Annotated in this window: 19 protein-coding genes, 1 tRNA gene and 1 pseudogene; 16 read left to right on the top strand and 5 right to left on the bottom strand. The window is 64.2% G+C overall.

All coding sequences use genetic code 11. The features are described 5' to 3' along the window. Positions 1 to 36 precede the first annotated feature (36 nt). Positions 37 to 924 carry a substrate-binding domain-containing protein gene (locus ACKTEK_RS00600; RefSeq protein ID WP_409163302.1) on the bottom strand — a complete coding sequence of 296 codons (888 nt, stop codon included), beginning with the start codon at positions 922 to 924 and terminating at the stop codon, positions 37 to 39. A gap of 106 nt (positions 925 to 1,030) precedes the next feature. On the opposite strand from ACKTEK_RS00600, the gene ACKTEK_RS00595 reads away from it, so the two are divergent. The 6 genes and pseudogenes from ACKTEK_RS00595 to ACKTEK_RS00570 all read left to right on the top strand — a co-directional run bounded on the left by ACKTEK_RS00595 (position 1,031) and on the right by ACKTEK_RS00570 (position 4,933). Further along, positions 1,031 to 2,395 (top strand): mechanosensitive ion channel family protein, encoded by a 1,365-nt coding sequence (locus tag ACKTEK_RS00595; RefSeq protein WP_409163301.1) that lies wholly within the window; start codon positions 1,031 to 1,033, stop codon positions 2,393 to 2,395. Positions 2,396 to 2,487: 92 nt separating this feature from the next. Further along, a complete protein-coding gene (locus tag ACKTEK_RS00590) occupies positions 2,488 to 3,138 on the top strand; it encodes a TetR/AcrR family transcriptional regulator (protein ID WP_409163300.1) in 651 nt (216 codons plus the stop codon). A gap of 6 nt (positions 3,139 to 3,144) precedes the next feature. Then, positions 3,145 to 3,600: a VOC family protein gene (locus ACKTEK_RS00585; protein ID WP_409163299.1), complete on the top strand. Its 456-nt coding sequence runs from the start codon at positions 3,145 to 3,147 to the stop codon at positions 3,598 to 3,600. Between the two features lie 28 nt (positions 3,601 to 3,628). Next, the gene (locus ACKTEK_RS00580; RefSeq protein WP_409163298.1) at positions 3,629 to 4,105 is read left to right on the top strand and encodes an SRPBCC family protein; all 477 of its coding nucleotides are present in this window, start codon (positions 3,629 to 3,631) and stop codon (positions 4,103 to 4,105) included. Next, positions 4,106 to 4,566 (top strand): annotated as a pseudogene (locus tag ACKTEK_RS00575) (VOC family protein). A gap of 13 nt (positions 4,567 to 4,579) precedes the next feature. Then, positions 4,580 to 4,933, top strand: coding sequence for a DUF1428 domain-containing protein (locus ACKTEK_RS00570; protein ID WP_409163297.1), 354 nt, complete (start codon positions 4,580 to 4,582; stop codon positions 4,931 to 4,933). 12 nt (positions 4,934 to 4,945) lie between these two features. Here ACKTEK_RS00570 and ACKTEK_RS00565 read toward each other — a convergent pair whose 3' ends face one another. Then, a complete protein-coding gene (locus tag ACKTEK_RS00565) occupies positions 4,946 to 6,352 on the bottom strand; it encodes a short-chain fatty acyl-CoA regulator family protein (RefSeq protein WP_409163296.1) in 1,407 nt (468 codons plus the stop codon). A 205-nt stretch (positions 6,353 to 6,557) separates the two neighbouring features. Between ACKTEK_RS00565 and ACKTEK_RS00560 the strand changes: the two genes are divergently transcribed. The 4 genes from ACKTEK_RS00560 to ACKTEK_RS00545 all read left to right on the top strand — a co-directional run bounded on the left by ACKTEK_RS00560 (position 6,558) and on the right by ACKTEK_RS00545 (position 9,837). Next, on the top strand, positions 6,558 to 7,616 hold the full coding sequence (locus ACKTEK_RS00560; protein ID WP_409163295.1) for a ketopantoate reductase family protein: 1,059 nt from the start codon (positions 6,558 to 6,560) through the stop codon (positions 7,614 to 7,616). Positions 7,617 to 7,817: 201 nt separating this feature from the next. After that, positions 7,818 to 8,972, top strand: coding sequence for a UDP-galactopyranose mutase (locus ACKTEK_RS00555; RefSeq protein WP_409163294.1), 1,155 nt, complete (start codon positions 7,818 to 7,820; stop codon positions 8,970 to 8,972). Positions 8,973 to 9,033: 61 nt separating this feature from the next. Next, positions 9,034 to 9,513 (top strand): hypothetical protein, encoded by a 480-nt coding sequence (locus ACKTEK_RS00550; protein WP_409163293.1) that lies wholly within the window; start codon positions 9,034 to 9,036, stop codon positions 9,511 to 9,513. A 36-nt stretch (positions 9,514 to 9,549) separates the two neighbouring features. Continuing rightward, complete coding sequence (locus ACKTEK_RS00545) at positions 9,550 to 9,837, top strand: YrhK family protein (RefSeq protein ID WP_409163292.1); 288 nt, start codon at positions 9,550 to 9,552, stop codon at positions 9,835 to 9,837. Between the two features lie 19 nt (positions 9,838 to 9,856). Here ACKTEK_RS00545 and ACKTEK_RS00540 read toward each other — a convergent pair whose 3' ends face one another. Next, positions 9,857 to 11,218, bottom strand: coding sequence for an enoyl-CoA hydratase/isomerase family protein (locus tag ACKTEK_RS00540; RefSeq protein WP_409163291.1), 1,362 nt, complete (start codon positions 11,216 to 11,218; stop codon positions 9,857 to 9,859). Positions 11,219 to 11,426: 208 nt separating this feature from the next. Here ACKTEK_RS00540 and ACKTEK_RS00535 point away from each other — a divergent pair, with 208 nt between their 5' ends. Genes ACKTEK_RS00535 through ACKTEK_RS00515 form a run of 5 tightly spaced genes read left to right on the top strand, consistent with a single transcriptional unit; the run spans position 11,427 to position 18,154 of the window. Beyond that, positions 11,427 to 11,816 (top strand): thioesterase family protein, encoded by a 390-nt coding sequence (locus ACKTEK_RS00535; RefSeq protein ID WP_409163290.1) that lies wholly within the window; start codon positions 11,427 to 11,429, stop codon positions 11,814 to 11,816. Between the two features lie 11 nt (positions 11,817 to 11,827). Next, positions 11,828 to 13,969, top strand: coding sequence for a thiamine pyrophosphate-dependent enzyme (locus ACKTEK_RS00530; RefSeq protein WP_409163289.1), 2,142 nt, complete (start codon positions 11,828 to 11,830; stop codon positions 13,967 to 13,969). Further along, positions 13,966 to 15,486, top strand: coding sequence for an indolepyruvate oxidoreductase subunit beta family protein (locus ACKTEK_RS00525; protein WP_409163288.1), 1,521 nt, complete (start codon positions 13,966 to 13,968; stop codon positions 15,484 to 15,486). The genes ACKTEK_RS00530 and ACKTEK_RS00525 overlap by 4 nt, the downstream gene beginning before the upstream one ends. 3 nt (positions 15,487 to 15,489) lie before the next feature. Then, entirely contained in the window at positions 15,490 to 17,133 is a 1,644-nt protein-coding gene (locus ACKTEK_RS00520; RefSeq protein WP_409163287.1) for an AMP-binding protein, read from the top strand. Positions 17,134 to 17,155: 22 nt separating this feature from the next. After that, positions 17,156 to 18,154: a winged helix-turn-helix transcriptional regulator gene (locus ACKTEK_RS00515; protein WP_409163286.1), complete on the top strand. Its 999-nt coding sequence runs from the start codon at positions 17,156 to 17,158 to the stop codon at positions 18,152 to 18,154. Between the two features lie 36 nt (positions 18,155 to 18,190). Here the strand turns inward: ACKTEK_RS00515 and ACKTEK_RS00510 are convergent, their stop codons facing one another. After that, entirely contained in the window at positions 18,191 to 18,406 is a 216-nt protein-coding gene (locus ACKTEK_RS00510) for a DUF4287 domain-containing protein (protein ID WP_409164858.1), read from the bottom strand. A 155-nt stretch (positions 18,407 to 18,561) separates the two neighbouring features. Beyond that, positions 18,562 to 18,651, bottom strand: a tRNA-Ser gene (locus tag ACKTEK_RS00505). Between the two features lie 351 nt (positions 18,652 to 19,002). On the opposite strand from ACKTEK_RS00505, the gene ACKTEK_RS00500 reads away from it, so the two are divergent. Further along, complete coding sequence (locus ACKTEK_RS00500) at positions 19,003 to 19,326, top strand: hypothetical protein (RefSeq protein WP_409163285.1); 324 nt, start codon at positions 19,003 to 19,005, stop codon at positions 19,324 to 19,326. Positions 19,327 to 19,348: the final 22 nt, after the last annotated feature.

The raw sequence follows: 19,348 nt of genomic DNA, 5'->3' as shown, positions 1-19,348 counted from the left end.
GGCAGACAATTCGCGGGCCGGCGCACAGCCGGCCCGTCACAGACCGCCGGCGTTGTAGTGAACCGTGCCGGCTGCGGACGTGTCATAGCCGCCCATGCCGGCGGCGTGCTGGCGGAATTCCCCGGTTCCAAGGAAGCGCATCAGCGCCTGCATTGCCGGCTCGAAATAGGCCTGCCGCCAGACGGCCAAGTCGTAGCGTTCCTGCGCGATCGGCAAGAACTTGAGGCGGAACTGCCGCGCCATGGACTCCAGCCCGAACGCGGCATCGGCCTTGCCGTCCAGCACCGCGAGCGCAACGTCCATTTCGCTGCGCGCCGGGTTGGCCGCGAACGAAAGTCCCTGCGGATCAAGGCCGGACTCTTTCGCCAGCTCTTCAAACCAGACCTGGCTCGCGGCACCGGGCTGGCGCTGCGCGAATCGGCGGCCTGCCAGGTCCGCGATGCCGGCGACGTTCTCCGGGTTTCCCTTCGGCAGGATCAGGCCGCGACTGCGCCTGGCGAATTCGACCAGCACCACGGGCTTGCCCACGAGCAGGCGCGCCGTCGTCTCGGCATTCCACTGCCCGTCGGCTTCGTGAATATGGGTGCCGCTTGCCGCGCACTCGCGCCGGGCCATGCGCTCCAGCCCGTCCATGCTGCCATCCATGAAGGCGGCCAGCCCCGAGCCTGACTGGCGCAGCGACCATTCCAGCAGCGGGTCGTGGCTGCCCGCGACAATCGCCGGCAGGGGTTCGATGGCCGCCGGGCCGGACCGGGCCTGCGCGATCCACGCCTCGATCTCGCCGCGCGGAAAGAGGAGCTTGCCGACCACCCGCGTGCAGGGCACTTCACCGCTGGTCGCGAGGTCATAGACCTTGCGCTCGCCGATGCGCAGAAGTTCGGCCAATTCCTTCGTCGTCAAAAATCTCGGAAGCGTCTCGGTCATCCGGTCTCCGTGTGGGCTCGCGCCGCGCCGACAAATGGTGTGCATTGCGCAAGCCATCGCGATGCGCCAAATTTCGAACGATCATGCCAAACCTGCAACCCGCTTCGTGTCATCTTTTGCGTCTGCGACGCCACTTGCCGGTGGCGCGATGGACCTGACCGGATTCGAAAGCAGGATTTCGGATGCCTTCCGGCAGCTTGCCATCCTGGCAGACAGGCTGACGCAGCCCTGGTCGATCATCCAGGTCTGCATCATTCTCGCCTGCCTTGCCATCGCGCACGTGATCTCACAGCGACTGGAGCCGCGAATCGACGCCTGGATGCGCGGGTTCGATGACAAGCGCCCGTCGCGGATGCGCATGATCCTCGTCGTCGCGCGGCGGCTGCGCCCCATCATCTTCGTGCTGCTGATCGGCCTTGCGCTGTTTGCCATGCGCACGATGACATGGCCGAGCCGCAGCTTCTATCTCGGAATCGCGCTCAACCTCGCAGCCGCCTGGGTGTTCGTAACCATCGCCTCACGGCTGGTGCGCAACAAGCTGCTCCGGTTCATCGTCACGTGGTCTGTCTGGATTTTTGCGGCGCTCACGGTGCTGGGTCAGACCGAGCGGGCGTCGCAGGTTCTCGACGGGCTCGCGCTGAACCTTGGCGAAGTGCGCATATCGCTGCTGCTGGTGGTGAAGGCCGCACTCATGCTGGCGGTCCTGCTCACGGCGGCCGGCTGGCTTTCGGGTGCCATCTCGCGGCGCGTCGAGGCCATCAACGACATGTCGCCGTCCATGCGGGTGCTGACCGACAAGATGGCGCGCCTGCTGCTGTTCGGCACCGCGATCATCATCGCGCTGCAGTCCATCGGCTTCGACCTGACGAGCATCACCGTGCTGTCGGGCGCCATCGGGCTTGGCTTGGGCTTCGGCCTGCAGAAGGTCGTCTCCAACCTCGTGTCCGGCGTCATCCTGCTGGTCGACAAGTCGATCAAGCCGGGCGACGTGATTTCGCTTGGGGAGACCTTCGGCTGGATCTCCTCGCTGGGGGCGCGATACGTCTCGGTCGTCACACGTGACGGCAAGGAATACCTGATCCCGAACGAGGATCTCATCACCGGGCAAGTGGTGAACTGGTCGCACACCAACAACCTCGTGCGGCTGGATATCGCCTTCGGCGTCTCCTACGAGAGCGATCCGCACCAGGTCCGCAAGGTCGCGCGCGAGGCTGCCTCAAATGTGGAGCGCGTCTCACAGAGTCCGGCGCCTGTCTGCCACATCGTCGGCTTCGGGGATTCCGCCATCGACCTGCTTTTGCGGTTCTGGATTCACGATCCCTCGAACGGCATCACGAATGTGCGCGGCAATGTCTATCTCGCGCTGTGGGATGCACTGAAGGCAGCGGAAATCGACATTCCCTTCCCGAGAAGGGACGTGCGGATCATCGAAACCGTTCGGCACGAGGCGGCCAAGCGCCTCAACGACTGAACATCCTCGGGCGCCGCATTCAGCGGACCGGTTCTTCCTCAGCGACACCATGCCATTGACAACCATACCAACTGGTCGGTATGTATATCGTCATGAGCAAGCAACCACGCATCCCCCGGGGCGAAGCCCGACGGCGCATCCTCGATGCCTCCTTCAACGTGATCCGCAGCAAGGGTTACGGCGCGACGACCGTCGACGACCTTTGCAAGGCGGCGGGCGTCACCAAGGGCGCGTTCTTCCACCATTTCGCCAGCAAGGAAGACCTCGGCATCGCCGCCGCACAGCACTGGGCGGAGGTGACGGGCGGGATGTTCGCCGCAGCGCCCCATCGCGCGCTGGAGAATCCGCTGGCGCGGGTGCTCGGCTATCTCGACCTGCGCCGCAACATCCTCGACGGGCGCATCTCCGAGATCAGCTGCGTGGCGGGCACGATGCTGCAGGAAGTGCACGAGTCGCACCCTGCCATCCGCATTGCCTGCGAGCACACCATCGCGCTGCATACCGAGCCGATAACGGCCGACCTGGCAGCGGCGAAGGCAATGCATGCGCCCGATGCAGCCTGGTCGCCTGAAAGCCTCGCATGGCACACGCAGGCCGTGCTGCAGGGCGCGTTCATCCTCGCCAAGGCGAAGAACGACCAAGCCATCGCCGAACAGAGCGTCGATCACCTGATTGCCTATGTCTCATCGCTTTTTCCGGCCGATGCGGTTGCCGCCGCGCGCCAGCAACAAACGGAGCACTGAAGGAAGATGTCCGAGCAAACAGAAAATGGCCCAGCCCCCTTCGCCATGGCGCCGCACATGGTCTGCAATAGCGCGCATAAGGCCATGGATTTCTACGAGACGGCATTCGGCGCGACCGATCCCGTTCGGCTGACCGACAAGGCCGGCACGCTGCTGCATGGAAGCGTCACCATCAACGGCGTCACCATCATGCTGGCGGAAGCGCATCCGGAATGGGGCACGCGCTCGCCGAAGGAACTGAACGGAACGCCCGTCACGATCCATCTCTGCGTCGACGATGCCGACGCGTGGATCAACCGGGCGGAGGTCGCTGGCGCGAAGGTAGTGATGCCCGCTTCCGACATGTTCTGGGGCGACCGCTACGGCGTGATCGAGGACCCGTTCGGACACCGCTGGTCCCTCGCCCACCGTCTGCGCGAGATGACGCCTGCCGAGATGCAGGCCGCCTTCGACGCCATGTGATCCCCCACACCAACCGAAAGCCCGACGAATGACCACTCCGACCCACGAGTACGAACTGTCCATCGACCGCGTGCTGGATGCGCGCCGCGAGAATGTCTGGCGCTGCTGGACGGAGCCGGAACTGCTGAAACGATGGTTCACGCCCAAGCCCTACGAGACGCCGTCGGCCGAACTCGACGTGCGTCCCGGCGGCAAGATCCTCATCACCATGCGCAGTCCCGAAGGCGAGGAATTTCCCAATCCCGGCGTCTACCTCGAGGTGGTCGAGAACGAAAAGCTGGTGATGACCGATGCCTACACGCAGGCTTGGAAGCCCTCCGGCAAGGCCTTCATGACGACGATCATCGAGCTGGAAGATGCCGGCGAGGGAAAGACCCGCTACCTCGCGCGCGCCCTCCACTGGAGCGCCGAGGACCATGAAAGCCACGAGAAGATGGGCTTCGAGGAAGGCTGGGGGAAGGCCACCGACCAGCTTGAAGAACTGGCGAAGTCGCTGGAGGTGTAGATGACCGACAAGCGCAAGACCGGCGGGGCCGCGCCGACCCTGTGGTTCTACAGCGAGGCGGAAGAGGCGGCAGACTTCTACGTGAGCCTGCTGCCGGGCTCCCGCATCCTCAGCCGCGTGGGCAACCACAATGGCCGCCCGGTCCTGGTGGAGTTCGAGCTTGGCGGCACCGTCTACATCGCGATGAACGGAAATGCCGACCAGGACTTCAACGCCTCCTTCTCCATCTCGGTCTGTGCGAGGATCAGGCGGAGGTGGACCGGTTGTGGGACGCGCTGACCAGCGCGGGCAAGCCCGGACGCTGCGGCTGGTTGACCGATCGGTTCGGCATCTGCTGGCAGATCGTGCCGAAGGTGTTGCCGGAATTGATGAGCGGACCGGACCCGGATCGGGCGGCCCGCGTTATGCAGAAGCTGATGACAATGACCAAGATCGATGCAGCCGCGCTTGCCGCTGCCTGAAAGGATAAGATCGATGAGCTACGTGGATGGGTTTCTCGTTGCGGTGAAGACGGACAAAAAGGACGTCTACATCGACATGGCGGAGAAGGCCGCGGCCTCGTTCCGCAAGAATGGTGCGACGGAAGTGATCGAGTGCTGGGCCGAGGACGTCCCGGACGGCAAGGTCACGTCCTTCCCCATGGCGGTGAAGAAGGAAGCCGACGAAACGGTGGTGTTCTCGTGGATCCGCTGGCCGTCACGCAAGGTGCGCGACGAAGGCATGGCCGCCGCCATGGAAGAGATGAAGCCGATGTTCGATCCCGATACCGTTCCATTTGACGGAATGCGGATGATCTTCGGCGGCTTCGACGTCATCGTCGAGAAATAAGCCTACGGAGCATCAGCTCTCGTAGCGGGTGTTGCCGCGCCGGCGGGTGTCGATCGGCAGGTCGACGAGGATCGGCTGGTGCGCGCGCTGGGAACAGGCCTGGCGCGGGCACAGGTGGCAGTTGATCCCGATGGGGCTGAACAGCGCCTCGTTTTCCAGGTTGAATGACTGGGCATAGCCGATCTTCGGCGCGTGCTTGAGTTCACACCCCAGCGCCAGCGCCAGCCGCCGGTCCTGCGTCTGGCTGGAGAAGGCCGGACGCTCGGTCGTGCGTGAAATGGTGAAGTAACGCTCGCCGTCAGGCAGTTCGACGAACTGCGGGATAATGATGCCCGGCGTGCGGAACGAGGTATGGATGTTCCACACCGGGCAGGCGCCGCCATACTCGGCGAGCGTGAACGACGTCGAGTTGAAGCGCTTGGTGACGTTTCCCGCCTTGTCCACCCGCAGGAAGAAGAACGGCACGCCGCGGCAGCCGCGCCGCTGCAATGTCGTCAGCCGGTGGCAGGCCTGCTCGAAGGACACGCCGAACATCGCAGCCAGCATGTCGACGTCGTAGCGGGTGTCCTCCGCTGCCTTGTAGAAGGCCTTGTAGGGCATGAGGTAGGCGGCGGCGAAATAGTTCGCCAGTTCCACCTGGCAGCGGGTGATCTCGCGCTCCGACATGACGCCTGAATCGCGCGTCAGCTTGTCGAGCGTCACCGCGAATTCGATCAAACACAGGGTGTGGGCAAGCTGGAACGAGCGGTTCTGGTAGTCCAGCACTTCCGACAGGTAGACGATGCCGGCGCTCTCGTCGTGGTAGCGCAACGTATCCTGCATCTTGCCGACGGGCAGCATTTCCACCTGCGTGCCATGGCGTTCCTGCAGGCGGCGCTTGAGCATGTAGTAGACATCGTCGGACCCGAAGGGCTCGCTGTCGCGCAGGTTCTCCGCGGCCTTCTCCAGATCATGGAAATAGTTGGAGTGATCGCGGAAGAAGTCGTGGATCACGGTCTCGGGCGCCGAGCGCAGCAGGTCGCCCGCGCTCGCCTCACTGCCAAGCTGCATCATCTTGTCCAGCGCCGCGCGGTGGCTGCGATACAGGCTGAGGAACTGCTCGACGAGCTTGGGCGCGTGGTCGAGGGCTGCGCGCAACTCCTGGATATCCGGCACGTCGTCGCCGAAGATAGGATCGCGGCTGACATCGCGCAGGTTTGCCAGCCGGTGCGCGGAATCGTCCTTCATCAGGTCGCGCCAGTCGACGCCATAGGCGGTCGACAGGGCCATGAGCATCTTCACGGACAGGCTGCGCTGGTTGTTTTCCAACAGGTTGACGTAGGCGGTGCTCACGCCCAGTGCCTGCGCCATCTCGGCCTGGGTCTGTCCGCGCTCGCGCCGCAACTGGCGCAACTGCGGCCCAATCAGTGTTTTTTCCATGCCTCGAGACCCGCGTTAACAGAATTCACATAAATTAACATTTTAACAAAACATTGGTAATGTCAATTACACTGGTATCACATTTACACGAATTATGCTGCCTTTGCAGTCACCGACTGTTACCTTTTCATCAATCAGGTGTTGAATCGCTACGCAGTCAGCACTGCAAAACGCGAAAACCCCGCACACGAGGAGGAAACATAACATGGCTTACAACGTCCTCATTCTCGGCGCGTCCTACGGCTCGCTTCTGGGAACCAAGCTTCTCATGGCCGGGCACCACGTAACGCTCGTGTGCCGCACGCAGACCGCCGAACTCATCAATTCCAAGGGCACGGAAGTCCGCATCAAGCTGCGCGGCGAAGACGATTTTCGCGCGATCCGCTCCGGCGACCTGCCGGGCAAGCTGAATGCCGTGACGCCGGAAGATGCCAATCCGGGCGACTACGACATGGTCGGCCTGGCGATGTCCGAGCCGCAGTATGGCGCATCCAGCGTTGCCACGCTGATGAAGCGCATCGCGGAGGCCCGCGTGCCGTGCCTGTCCATCATGAACATGCCGCCGCTGGCCTACCTGCGCCGCATCGAAGGCATCAACTGCGACGACCTGGAAGGCTGCTACGCCAATCCGCGCGTGTGGGACGGGTTCGACCCGGAGCTCGTCACGCTGTGCAGCCCCGATCCGCAGGCTTTCCGCCCGCCGGAATGCGAAGCCAACGTGCTGCAGGTCGGCCTGCCGACCAACTTCAAGGCTGCCGCCTTCGCCTGCCCGGAGCACAACGAGATGCTGCAGGCAATGGAAGACGACATTGCCGCCGTGACGATCGACGGCAACGACGTGCCGGTGAAGCTGAAGAAGTTCGATTCCCTGTTCGTGCCGCTTGCCAAGTGGAGCATGCTCATCACCGGCAACTATCGCTGCATGACCAAGGACGGCCTGCGCTCCATCAAGGACGCGGTGCACACGAACCCGGAAAAGTCCGAGGGCCTGTACCACTACGTTGACGAGATCGCCCGCAAGCTCGGCGCCGATCCGGAAGACCAGGTGCCCTTCGAGAAATACGCCAATGCGGCGAAGAAGCTGCTGAAGCCCTCGTCTGCTGCCCGTTCCGTGGACAGCGGTGCGACCCAGATCGAGCGCGTCGATTGCCTCGTGCAGAAGATCGGCAAGCAGCTCGGCCTCGCCAACGACGAAGCCGAAGAGACGATCGCAATCGTCAACGCCCTGTTGGCGCGCAATTCCGCAGCCGAGAAGGCTGCCTGAGACTGACACGGTTCCGGCGGCTTCGGCCGCCGGCCCACACGACCTTCTCTCCCCTCTGTGAGAACAAGGCGGTGCCGCTTGCGGTACCGCCTCTTTTTTTTGGCGGTCATCAAAGCAGCATTCCGATCACTCGACCTCCAACGCTCGATCCTGTAACCCGACCCCTGCGTTGCGGCAGTGGGCAAGGTTGGAGCGGGTGACGTGAATTTCCTGATCGTGGGCGCCGGCATTTCCGGTGCAACCATCGCCCGTGTACTGGCCGAGGCCGGCGCGAACGTCCGCGTGCTGGAGACGGAGGCCCATCCCGGCGGCAACTGCCACACGGCGCGTGACGCCGAAACCGGCATCATGGTGCACCATCACGGGCCGCACATCTTCCACAGCTACAATCCAGCCGTCTGGGATTTCGTCGAGCGGTTCGCGGACTTCATGCCCTATCGCCACAAGGTGGTGGCGAGTCACGACGGGCAGCATTTCCAGATCCCGATCAATCTCGACACGATCAACGCGTTCTTCAAAGACCAGATGGACAGCGCGGAGGCGGAGGCCTTCATCGCCAGCCGTCGCGTCGTGCTCGACCATGAGCCGCGCAACTTCGAAGAAGCCGCGCTCGCAACCATCGGGCCGGAACTCTATGGCGCGTTCTTTCGCGGCTACACCCGCAAGCAGTGGGGCCGCGCGCCGACGGACCTGCCAGCGAAGGTGTTTGCGCGGTTGCCGGTGCGCTTCAACCACGACGACAACTACTTCCACCATGCCCGCATCGCGATTCCGCGCGAGGGCTACACCGCGATGACGCAGGCGATGCTCGATCATCCGGGCATCGATGTTCAATACGGCTGCGACGCGGCGGCATTCCGGGCAGAAGCCGGCTTCGATCACACGATCTATACGGGCCCGCTGGATGCCTATTTCGACCATGCCCACGGGCGGCTCGCCTATCGCACGCTCGACTTCCGGCACGAACGCCAGCGAGGGACGGCACTGCCAGCGACGAGCGTGAACTATCCCGGCGAGGATGTTCCACAGACGCGCATCACCGAGCACAAGTGGTTCGCGCCGTGGGAGAGCCACGACGAAACGATCATCTCGTATGAGATACCGCGCGAAGCAGGACCCGGCGACCGGCTCTACTACCCGGTCAATCTCGCGGACGGGTCATCGACGCTGTCAGACTACGTGTCGGCGGCGCGGGGCACATCGGGCGTCAGCTTCGTCGGGCGGCTGGCGACCTTCAAGTATATCGACATGGACGTCGCCATCGGCCTGGCGCTGTCGGCAGCAGACCGGATCGTGAAGCACGCGGCAAACGGTGCGCAGATACCGGCTTTTCTCAATGGCGAATTCGAGGGCTGACGCAAGCCGCGCGGCGAGGCATTCTGGCCCCTCGTCGCTGGCAAGGACAGGAGATGGATAATTGGCAAGATCAGTTCCGACACGCCCATTCCGGGCAGGGGCAGTTGGCCTCGCAACACTGGCCGCAGCGACGCTGTATCCATTCGCTGGGCAGGCGCAAAGCGTCAACGATTGCGACTGGGTCGCCTCGGCGCGCAACCTCGTCGAACCGTGGGGTGACTACACGCGCACCTTCTCCAACGGGGAGGTCCGCATCGCTTTGTTGGACACCGTGGAACCGGCTGCGGGGGCCTTGCATTCACTGGTGCTGTCGCCGCCGCGCAGCGAACTCGGCGACCGGCAGTGCCGCGTGATTTCGTATGCGCCGGGCATCGGGTTTCCGGGGCTGGACTTCGGGCAGCTGGACGCGAGCTACGATCCGGCGACCGGGCTGACGTTCACGGTGCCGGGCAGCATCTTCGAGAACGACGTGCAGGTGCCGCGCATCATCGTCTTCACGCTCAATCAGGCAACTGGCGAAATCCTGACCGGGCTTCGCTGACGCGCTGACATTCATCCGACGAAACCGGAGGCAGCCATGGCTATCTTCGATCCAGACAACCGGCGCAAGACACCGCGCCATGAAGCTGTTTACGCGGCTTATGAAATCGCGTTCACGGCGGCAGACGTGACCGCTGCGGTGCTGTTCGTCGCAGGCTCCGCGCTGTTCTTTTTCCAGCAGTACCAGACCCCGGCGATCTGGTGCTTCCTGTTCGGCTCGCTGTTCTTCCTCACCAAGCCCATGCTGCGGCTTGCACGCGAATTGCACTACGTCGCGCTGGGCGACGTGGAGAGCGTGGCGCGAGCCTACCAGAACGAACCGTGAGGCGCGCCGGCGCCAACCCTCAGGCCGCGCGCTGGCTTGCGTTCCAGAACCTTTCGAGATTGGAAATGAGCGCCGGCGAGAAGTGGCAATAGGCCTGCTCGCGGGCATAGACCGCCATGTACTCACGGAAGACGTCCAGCGGCTCGGCGGCGATGCGGAAACAGCGCCGGTTGCTCGCCGCGCTGACCACGCCGGAGTTCGTCAGCCGCGACGTCACGTCGGCGAGCGCGGATTCCAGTTGCTCAGGCGGCACCACCTCGTCGCAGATGAGCCTGCCTTCTGCTGTGTCGCAGTCGATGCGCCGGTCATACATCACCGCCTGCCGCGTCAGCCGGTCGCCGGTGAATTTCCACATGCGCAGGTTCGCAGCACCGGGGATGATCCCCTCCTTGCGGGCCGGCAGCGTGAGGTAGGCATCGGACCCGGCCAGCACGTAGTCGCAGACCAGCAGGTACTGGCAGCCGCCGCCAATGGCGAATTTCTCGACCAGTGAAACCCACGGCTTTTCGTGCGTGTCGCCGAAGATCTCGTCGGGGGGAACGCCGTCGCGCGCCAGGCCGCGATACATCTTGTTGATGAAGCCGAACTCGCGGACGAGGTACCAGATGTAGGAGATGTTGCCGCGGTAGAGCTGCGTGAGGTTGATGCCGGTGCAGTAGACCCCGCGACCCTCGTACTTGCCGCGGTCGATGGCCGCGCCGCGCAGCACGCAGATCGACGTGCGCTCGTCCAGCAGCGCGAGGTCGACAGCCGTCTCCACGCTGTGAACGGTGCTGTCGTCCTCGGCGTTCAGGTAGCGCGGGTTCTTGATGTAAACGGTGGAGACGTCGCCCTTGCGCTCGTAGACCGCCGTACCAAGGTCGATGCGATCCTCGGTCTTGAGGCGCGGCGCGAGCTCCAGTGCCTCGGCGCGCGGCAGCATCATCGTGTGGCACAGGTGCAGCCCGCAGTCGCGATCCGCCAGAAAGTAGTTGAACAGGTAGCCCTGGTCGATCTCGTGGCCGTCCTTGTCCTTCTGGTCGAGCTGGTTCTCCGCCTCGATCCGCGCCCGGTCCGGCACCAGCCCCGGAACCTTGTCGGCGGCATCGAAGCAAAGCGCCTCCATGCGCACGTGTCGTGTCAGATCATCGGTTAGCGCGCGATAGAGTGCGGCGGCGTGACGCCGGAGATAAGCCTTTCGCGCTTCGCGCCCTGCCTTCAACAGGGCCACGGCCTGCTCCTGCTGCGCCGCACTGCGCTGCGCCTTTGGCGGCAGGGCGTCGAGTTCGGCAAGTTGCCCGGTCCAGTGGTCCGAGAAGGCTGCGCTGTCCACGTCGAAATCACCGGTGAGGTCAGGGCCGCCTCGCCCCGCGTCCATGATCTCCGATTGCGCACCCGTCATGACCGCATCTCCTGCCTGCGACAATTCCAATGACCATCTCATCGCATAAGTGGTTCATATTCGCAATTAAGGCGGCGCATGGTGGGGAAAAATCGTGTTACGAAGGATGGTTGCACGGGTTTATTGTGGGGGGCAATGCGTATACGCTTTCCATGACTGGAAAAGACGCCAGCGCTGATTTGCATATATGAACCACAACGGAGCCAAGATGAGCAGTGACGACGTACTGGAGCGCGACCTCGTGATCGACGAGGCTCGGCTGGTGACATTTCTCGGGCCGGACCTGCGCGTCTACGGCACGCCGCGGATGCTGCTCGATGTAGAAATGGCCTGCCGCGACCTGCTGCTCCAGCACCTGGCGGACGGCAACGACAGCGTCGGCGTCGGCGCACAGCTCCAGCATCTTGGCGGTGCGGTGGAGGGCGACACGGTTCACATTCGCGTGCACATGACCCAGTTCGACGGCCGGCGTGCCGAGTTCGAAGCCGAGGTCAGCCGCAAGGGCGCCGTCATCGGGTCCTTCACGCACCAGCGCGCGGTCATGCCGCTCGACAAGCTGAAGAAACGCATCGCGGCCATGAAGCAGGACCAGGCCTGAGGTCCACCGCCATGCCCGAGCGCTCGTTCCGCAAAGAGGTCGAACAACTCACCCTCGGTGACGGCGAGACCTTTACCGGCGAGGGCATTCTCGCGGTCACCAAGGCGCTGCTGCAATCGGGTGTGTCCTATGTCGGCGGCTACCAGGGCGCGCCCGTTTCCGCTCTGGTGGACGTTCTGGGCGACGCCGGCGACCTGCTGCGCGATCTCGGCATTCATCTGGAAACCAACGCCAACGAGGCCGGGGCGGCAGCCATGCTGTCGGCCTCGGTGAACTATCCCATCCGGGGCGCTGTCACTTTCAAGTCCATCGTCGGGACCAATGTCGCGGCGGACGCGCTGTCGAACCTCTCATCGCCCGGCGTTGTCGGCGGCGCGCTGGTCATCATCGGCGAGGATTACGGCGAAGGCTCCAGCATCATCCAGGAGCGCACGCACGCAATCGCGATGAAGTCGCAGCTCTGGCTGCTCGACCCGCGCCCGGACCTGCAACTGATCGTCGACATGGTGGAGAAGGGCTTCGAGCTTTCCGAGGCCTCCAACACGCCGGTGCTGATGGAGCTGCGCATCCGCGTTTGCCACATGACCGGCGCGTTCACCGCGCGCGACAACAAGCAGCCGGAATTCAATCTCAATAACGTGATTCCCGAGCCGGTCTTCCACAAGGACCGCATCTCGCTGCCGCCCGCGACCTACGTGCAGGAAAAGCTGAAGGTCGACGTGCGCTGGCCGGCGGCGATCCGCTTCATCGCCGAGAACAAGATCAACGAAATGCGCGCCGGCGAGGCCTCCGACATCGGCATCGTGCTGCAGGGCGGCATGTACAATCACGTCATCGCCGCGCTGCGCGCACTCGGCCTCGCCGACACGTTCGGCAACAGCGATATCCCGCTCTACGTGCTGAACTGCGTGTATCCGCTGGTGCCAGACGAGGTGGAGGAGTTCTGCAAGGACAAGCGGGCCGTCCTCGTCGTCGAGGAAGGCCAGCCGAACTTCATCGAAAAGGACATCAAGGCGCTGCTGTCGGATGCCGACGTCTCCACCCGCGTCCATGGCAAGAACGTGCTGCCGATGGCGGGCGAATATGTTGCCGGCGTATTGATGGAAGGCATCTCGAAGTTTCTCGGGCTTGCCAAGTCGGCGCAGATCGCCGCCGCACCGCCAATGAAGGCGGTGAAGGCAATCGATGACCGCAAGCGCGCAGCCCTGGACGTGCTCGGCGAACCGGTGCCGGGCCGCCCGCCGGGCTTTTGCACCGGCTGCCCGGAACGGCCCGTTTTCGGCGCGATCAATCTCGTCGAGGAGCAGGTCGGAAAGCTGCACGTCAGCGCCGATATCGGCTGCCACAGCTTCGCAACCCTGGAGCCGTTCAAGGTCGGCAACACGATCCTCGGCTACGGGCTGGGTCTCGCCTCCTCGACGGGGCTGTCGTCGATGATGAAGAATCCGGTCGTCTCGATCATGGGCGATGGCGGGTTCTGGCACCAGGGGCTGACGACGTCCGTCGCCAACCACGTCTACAACAAGGACGAAGGCGTGCTCGTCATCCTCAAGAACGGCTATTCCGCCGCGACCGGTCACCAGCACATCCCGTCGACGGGTACTAACTCGCGCGACCAGGCAAGCGAGATGAACATTGCCGCCGCGCTGAAGGGCATCGGCGTCAAGTGGGTGCGCGAGATCCCCGCCTACCGCGTCGGGCGGATGGTGGACGCGCTGAAGGATGCCGTGCGCGCCAGGGGCAAGGGCTTGCGCGTCATCATCGCCGACGGCGAGTGCATGCTGGCGCGGCAGCGGCGCGAGAAGCCGAAGACCGCCAAGGCGCTGGCCAGCGGAAAGCGCGTGGTGCGGACCCGCTACGGTGTCGACGAGGACACCTGCACCGGCGACCATTCCTGCATCCGGCTTTCGGCCTGCCCGACGCTGACCATCAAGCAGCCGCGCGATCCGCTGCGCACCAGCCCGGTTGCGCATGTCACCAACGGGTGCCTGGGCTGCGGCAATTGCGGCGAGATCGCCCACGCGGCAATCCTGTGCCCCTCCTTCTACCGCACCGACATCATCCAGAACCCGAACTGGTTCGACCGGGCTTTGGCGCGCGTGCGCCGCATGGCCATCGGTGCGATCAGCCCGGCGCGGGAGATGGCACGGTGAGCGCAACGCGCGACGAAACAGGCTCCATCCTCATCGCCGCTCTGGGTGGCGAAGGCGGCGGCGTGCTGGCGGGATGGATCACCGACGCGCTATGGCGCGCGGGGCTCTATGCACAGGGCACGTCGATCCCCGGTGTGGCGCAGCGTACCGGCGCGACAACCTATTACATCGAGTATTGCCGCATCCCGCTGGACGAGCTTGGCGAGCGGCGGCCGGTGCTGGCGCTCAACCCGGTTCCGGGCCGCGTCGACGTGATGGTGGCGTCCGAGATCGTCGAGGCCGCGCGCGCGGTGCAGAACGGACTTATCTCGCCGGACCGTACGACGATGATCGCCTCGGCGCACCGGGTGTTCGCGACGCCTGAAAAGATCCAGATGGGCGACGGGCGCTTCGATACCGAACGGGCGCTGAAGGTCGTCCACGACTTCTCGAAGCGCGCCATCGTCTTCGACATGAACGCCGTTGCCGAGCGCACCGGCACGGTGATGAACTCGATCCTGCTGGGCGCGCTCGCCGGCTCCGGTGCGCTACCCGTGGAGCCGCTGCATTTCGAGGACGCATTGAAGGCATCCGGCAAGGCGGTCGAGGCGAACATGGCCGGATACCGGACCGGCTTCGATGCGGCGAGCCAGGGTCTGCTGCCGGACGTGCAAAGCGAAGGGCGCGGCGCGCTTGAACTCGACACGGCGAGCGAGAAAGCCGTGGCCAACCTGCCGCTGGAAACCCGGTTCATCGCTGGCAACGGTTTTGCCCGCTGTATGGACTACCAGGACCAGGACTGGGCCGAGCAATACCTCGCCTGCGTTTTCGATGTCGCCGATCTCGACCGTGACCTTGGCGGTGCAAGCCGGGGCTGGATGCTGACCAACGAGGCCGCGCGCCACCTCGCACTGCGCATGACCTACGAGGACGTGATGCGGGTTGCCGACCTGAAGACGCGGCCCGATCGCCTCGCCGGCATCCGCGCGGAATCCATGGCGGGCGACGAGACCGTCATTCACGTCACCGACTACCTGAAGCCCGGCCCGGAGGAGCTTTGCGCGCTGCTGCCGGAGCGCATGGGGCAGCGCCTGCTCGACAGCCTTGAAATGCGCGGTCGGCTGGAGCGCTTCCACGTCGGGCTGCACCTGCGCGCAGATACGCTCACCGGGCACCTGATGTTCCGGCTGCTGGCGCGGATGAAGGCGCTGCGGCGGAAATCATGGCGGCACGCGCGCGAGTGCGACCTGACGCGCCGCTGGATCGATGGTGTCTGCAGCGCCGCGAAAGTCGACTACGCATTTGGCGTGGAAACCGCGCGCTGTGCCGACCTCGTGAAGGGATATGGCAGCACCTACCGGCGCGGCGTGGAGAACTTCGAGCGCATCTTCTCGCAGCTCGTGGAGCCGGCGATTCAGCGCGGGGAAGCAATCGCCCCGCAACTGGCGGCAGCACGCACCGCGGCACTTGCCGACCCGGAGGGGACCGCACTCGACGGCGCGCTTTCCACCACGACACAACAACGGTCGGCGGCCTGAGCGATGCGCGAGCCTTCCATCATCTCCGGCCCCGCCGAGCCGCCGCTGCTTGAGATCAGCATCGGCGCGGCACTTCGCCGTACTGCCGAAACCCATCCCGACAACCTTGCCATCGCGAGCCTGTTCGAGAACCGGCGACTGACCTATCGCGAGCTGGATGCCGAAGTGGACTGCGTGGCCCGCGCGCTGCTGGCGCACGGCGCGGCGAAGGGCGACCGGCTGGCGATCTGGAGCCCGAACCGGATCGACTGGCCGATCCTGCATCATGCTGCGGCGCGCATCGGGCTGATTGTCGTCACGGTGAACCCGGCCTTCCGAGCGGAAGAAATGGCCTATGCGCTGAACGATTCAGGCGCGCGCTTCCTGTTCGCTGCGCCTGCCTTCCGCAACTATTCCTACGTCGACGCGGTCGCGGCGGTGCGTCCACGTCTCACAGCCCTTGAGCACGTGGTATTTTTCGGCACGCAGGACCGTGAAACCGGGTGGGCGCAGTTCCTTTCCAAAGCCGCCGAAGTTTCCACTGCGGCACTGATCGACACGGAAAAGAAGGTCACCGCCGAAGACGCTTGCAACATCCAGTATACTTCAGGAACGACGGGCAAGCCCAAGGGCGCGTTGCTCACCCATCGCAACCTGCTCAACAACGGTCATTTCGTCGGCGAACGGCAGCGGTTTTCTCCAGACGACACGATCTGCCTGCCGGTCCCGTTCTTTCACTGCTTCGGGATCGGGCTTGGCGCGCTCGCCGCACTGACCCACGGCAGCGCCATCGTCCTGCCGGGCGAGAGCTTCGACCCCGTCGCCTGCCTCAAAGCAATTGTGTCGGAGCGCTGTACTGCCTTCTACGGCGTGCCGATGATGTACATGGCGCTGCTCGATCACCCCCACTTTGCAAAGGGCGACTTTTCCTCGCTGCGAACCGGCTGCATGGGCGGCGCGCCTTGCCCCATCGAGACCATGCGCCGGGCGGTGGCACGTATGAACATGGGCCAGATCACCGTCGTCTACGGGATGACGGAAACCTCGCCGATTTCCTTCCAGTCGCTGCCGGATGACAGCAACGACATTCGCGTCTCGACCGTCGGCTGCATCCACCCCCACCTGGACGCCAAGGTGGTGGACCCAGCAAGCGGCGAGACGTTGCCGCGCGGGCAGCGCGGCGAATTGTGCGTGCGCGGTTACTCGGTGATGCGCGGTTACTGGAAAAAGCCGGAGGAAACCGCGCAGGCCATCGATGCCGAGGGCTGGATGCATTCCGGCGACATGGCCGTGATGACGGATGACGGCTACGTGCAGATCGTCGGGCGCATCAAGGACACGATCATCCGGGGCGGCGAGAACGTCTATCCGCGCGAGATCGAGGAATTCCTGCTCACCGTGCAGGGCATCGGCGAGGCCTATGTCTTCGGGCTGCCTGACGACAAGTATGGCGAGATCGTCGCGTGCTGGTTGAAGCCGGCCAGCGGCGCGGATATCGATGCCGACAGCGTGCGAGCCGCCTGCAAGGGCGAAATCGCCACCTACAAGATCCCGGCGCTCGTGCGAATCGTGAAAGAGTTTCCCGCAACCGCGAGCGGCAAGGTGCAACGCTTTCGCATGCGCGAGATGGAACTTGCCGGCGAGGTTTCCGAGGCATCGCCGCGCTGACGAGAGAAAGCCCGAATTCACCGTGACGCCTGCCTCCCCCGCCATCATGACGCCTGATACCGCAGCGGGTGAGCGGCCGGACCGGCATGTCCCGTCCGGCTGCGAGCGCAACTGCGCGATGGGCGACACCATCACCCTGCTCTCGCAGCCCTGGGCCTTCCTCATCGTGCGGGAAATCTTCTTCGGCGCGCGGCGCTTTTCCGATTTCGTGCGCACGCTGGAAATTCCGCGCGCAACGCTTTCGACCAGCCTCACCAAGCTTGTCGAGGACGGGCTGATCGAGACGGAAAGCCACGCGGAAGGCTCGTCATGGAAGACCTACGCTTTAAGCGAAAGCGGGCGCGAGCTGTTCCCGATCTACCTGGGGTTCATGCGCTTCGGTGATGACTGGCTGGCGCAGGGCGTGCCGCCGCTGGCGCTGTTCCACCATGACTGTCGAAGCTGGTTCTCACCGCGCATCGTGTGGGCCGAGACCGGCGAGCGGGTGGACCCGCGCCACATGGCGGTGCGGCTTGAAGCGAACTACTGGCGGGCGAAGAGCCGCCAGGAACCGCGACGGCGGCGCATCGTGAAGGCGCAAGGCCACATGGGCGTGCGCGCCTGCTCCATGGAGCGATTGCTGTCCATCGTTGGTGACCGCTGGACCTTCCTCATCCTGCGGGAGATGTTCCACGGAAACCACACCTTCCAGGACTTTCTGGAAAACTTGCAGATCGCCAGCAACATCCTTGCCCAGCGGCTTCAGTTCCTCACCGAGGCGGGCATGGTGGCGCGCCCGGCCGGCGGCGGTGCGGGCTACGCCGTCACCGCCATGGGCCTCGAGATCTACGGGCCGATGATCCTGATGAAGACGTGGGGCGACCGCTGGCTGATGCCCGGCGCGCGCCCGACCATGCATTTCCTCGACAAAGCCGACGGCACGCCGCGCACGCCAGAGGTTGTGTGTTCGGCTTGCGGCCAGCCGCCGCTGCCCGCGCGAACCGGCTACCGCGAAGGCGAGGCAGGGACATTCGAGGGGTGAACGGCGCGGCGTAATCCGGCCCCACTTCGCGGGAAGTCAGTCCGGGTTCGTCTCGGCAAGGGTATGAGCCACGATGGCATTGGCATGGCCATGCCCCAGCCCGTGCTGCTCTTTCAGCATGGCGACCAGTTCCATGTGCTTCGCGGGAAGCCCTGCGCGGACCATATCCTTCCAATGGGAAATGGGCTGGCCGTATTTCGTCTCGATGGAGGGAAAGTAGGACGCCGGGCCCTTGATCTTCTCGTCGCTCATGGAATGGCTGCCGCTTGCTGAATCACGGTCGTCGACCGATTGCCGAGCGGCCATCGTAACGCAATCCGCCTCACCGCGAGAACAATTCGCAGCCCGGTCGTCCCGGATTGGCATTCGATTCTACTCGGAAGTCGGAAATGCCTGCCAGGACGGGATGGCGGAGAGAGAGGGATTCGAACCCTCGATACGGTTGCCCGTATACACGCGTTCCAGGCGTGCGCCTTCAGCCACTCGGCCACCTCTCCATACCAACTCACACGAAGCGCAGGTCCCTGGTCGTCGTATTCAAGCGTACGTCACCATCTCAAGTGATGCATATCCTCAAGGGGATAAGCCGTGCGCCTTCGACCAACCGGGTCAAGCTCCATGCCACTGATGCGGACAGGGTCCGGCATTGGCGGCAAACAGGTGCGACGGGGCAGCCCGTTTCCAGAGTCAGGGGCCGTGTTTAAGCGAGTGCGCGAAGTGTTGCAACTGCATGAACACGACAAAGTTTCCGTGATCCGCACTTGCTGATACCCCTTCCGCTGACTAACTTGAGACGAGGCAATTCAACGGCCCGTCGGCGGCGGGCGCGCAAGGTTTCAACGGCAAACATGTTCCGGCTTCTCGCCCGCCTCCTGGGCTTCATCATTTTCGCGGCCGCACTCATCACCATGGTGCATGACGGCGCGCTGTCGATCGCGGCGTCCGAACTCGTCATCACGTCGCTGGGCGAAATGTGGTTTGCCTATTCCCCGCCGGGTCTGAACCTGACGCAGGCGATCATCGAGCGGAACATCCATCCCTACCTGTGGGACCCGATCATGCTGTCGATCCTGAAATCGCCGGCAGCGCTGGTCTTCATGGTGATCGCGCTGATCTTTGCCTTCCTTGGCCGCCGGCGCACGAAGGTGCGCGCCGGGCTAGACCTGCGCTGAGCACCACCCCATATCGGCATCT

It is taken from the genome of Tepidamorphus sp. 3E244 (assembly GCF_046159835.1).
Lineage (GTDB): Bacteria > Pseudomonadota > Alphaproteobacteria > Rhizobiales > Tepidamorphaceae > JACKJK01.
The sequence above is the reverse complement of the archived record's forward strand: the minus strand, read 5'-3'. Positions and strand labels throughout refer to the sequence as shown.

Excerpts from the sequence above, each read along its gene's own strand:
- ACKTEK_RS00520 (WP_409163287.1), top strand. The coding sequence starts at position 15,490 with ATGCGCGAGCCTTCCATCATCTCCGGCCCCGCCGAGCCGCCGCTGCTT.
- ACKTEK_RS00535 (WP_409163290.1), top strand. The coding sequence starts at position 11,427 with ATGAGCAGTGACGACGTACTGGAGCGCGACCTCGTGATCGACGAGGCT.
- ACKTEK_RS00530 (WP_409163289.1), top strand. The coding sequence starts at position 11,828 with ATGCCCGAGCGCTCGTTCCGCAAAGAGGTCGAACAACTCACCCTCGGT.
- ACKTEK_RS00540 (WP_409163291.1), bottom strand. The coding sequence starts at position 11,218 with ATGACGGGTGCGCAATCGGAGATCATGGACGCGGGGCGAGGCGGCCCT.
- ACKTEK_RS00590 (WP_409163300.1), top strand. The coding sequence starts at position 2,488 with ATGAGCAAGCAACCACGCATCCCCCGGGGCGAAGCCCGACGGCGCATC.
- ACKTEK_RS00545 (WP_409163292.1), top strand. The coding sequence starts at position 9,550 with ATGGCTATCTTCGATCCAGACAACCGGCGCAAGACACCGCGCCATGAA.
- ACKTEK_RS00600 (WP_409163302.1), bottom strand. The coding sequence starts at position 924 with ATGACCGAGACGCTTCCGAGATTTTTGACGACGAAGGAATTGGCCGAA.
- ACKTEK_RS00510 (WP_409164858.1), bottom strand. The coding sequence starts at position 18,406 with ATGAGCGACGAGAAGATCAAGGGCCCGGCGTCCTACTTTCCCTCCATC.
- ACKTEK_RS00580 (WP_409163298.1), top strand. The coding sequence starts at position 3,629 with ATGACCACTCCGACCCACGAGTACGAACTGTCCATCGACCGCGTGCTG.
- ACKTEK_RS00500 (WP_409163285.1), top strand. The coding sequence starts at position 19,003 with ATGTTCCGGCTTCTCGCCCGCCTCCTGGGCTTCATCATTTTCGCGGCC.
- ACKTEK_RS00565 (WP_409163296.1), bottom strand. The coding sequence starts at position 6,352 with ATGGAAAAAACACTGATTGGGCCGCAGTTGCGCCAGTTGCGGCGCGAG.
- ACKTEK_RS00570 (WP_409163297.1), top strand. The coding sequence starts at position 4,580 with ATGAGCTACGTGGATGGGTTTCTCGTTGCGGTGAAGACGGACAAAAAG.
- ACKTEK_RS00585 (WP_409163299.1), top strand. The coding sequence starts at position 3,145 with ATGTCCGAGCAAACAGAAAATGGCCCAGCCCCCTTCGCCATGGCGCCG.
- ACKTEK_RS00560 (WP_409163295.1), top strand. The coding sequence starts at position 6,558 with ATGGCTTACAACGTCCTCATTCTCGGCGCGTCCTACGGCTCGCTTCTG.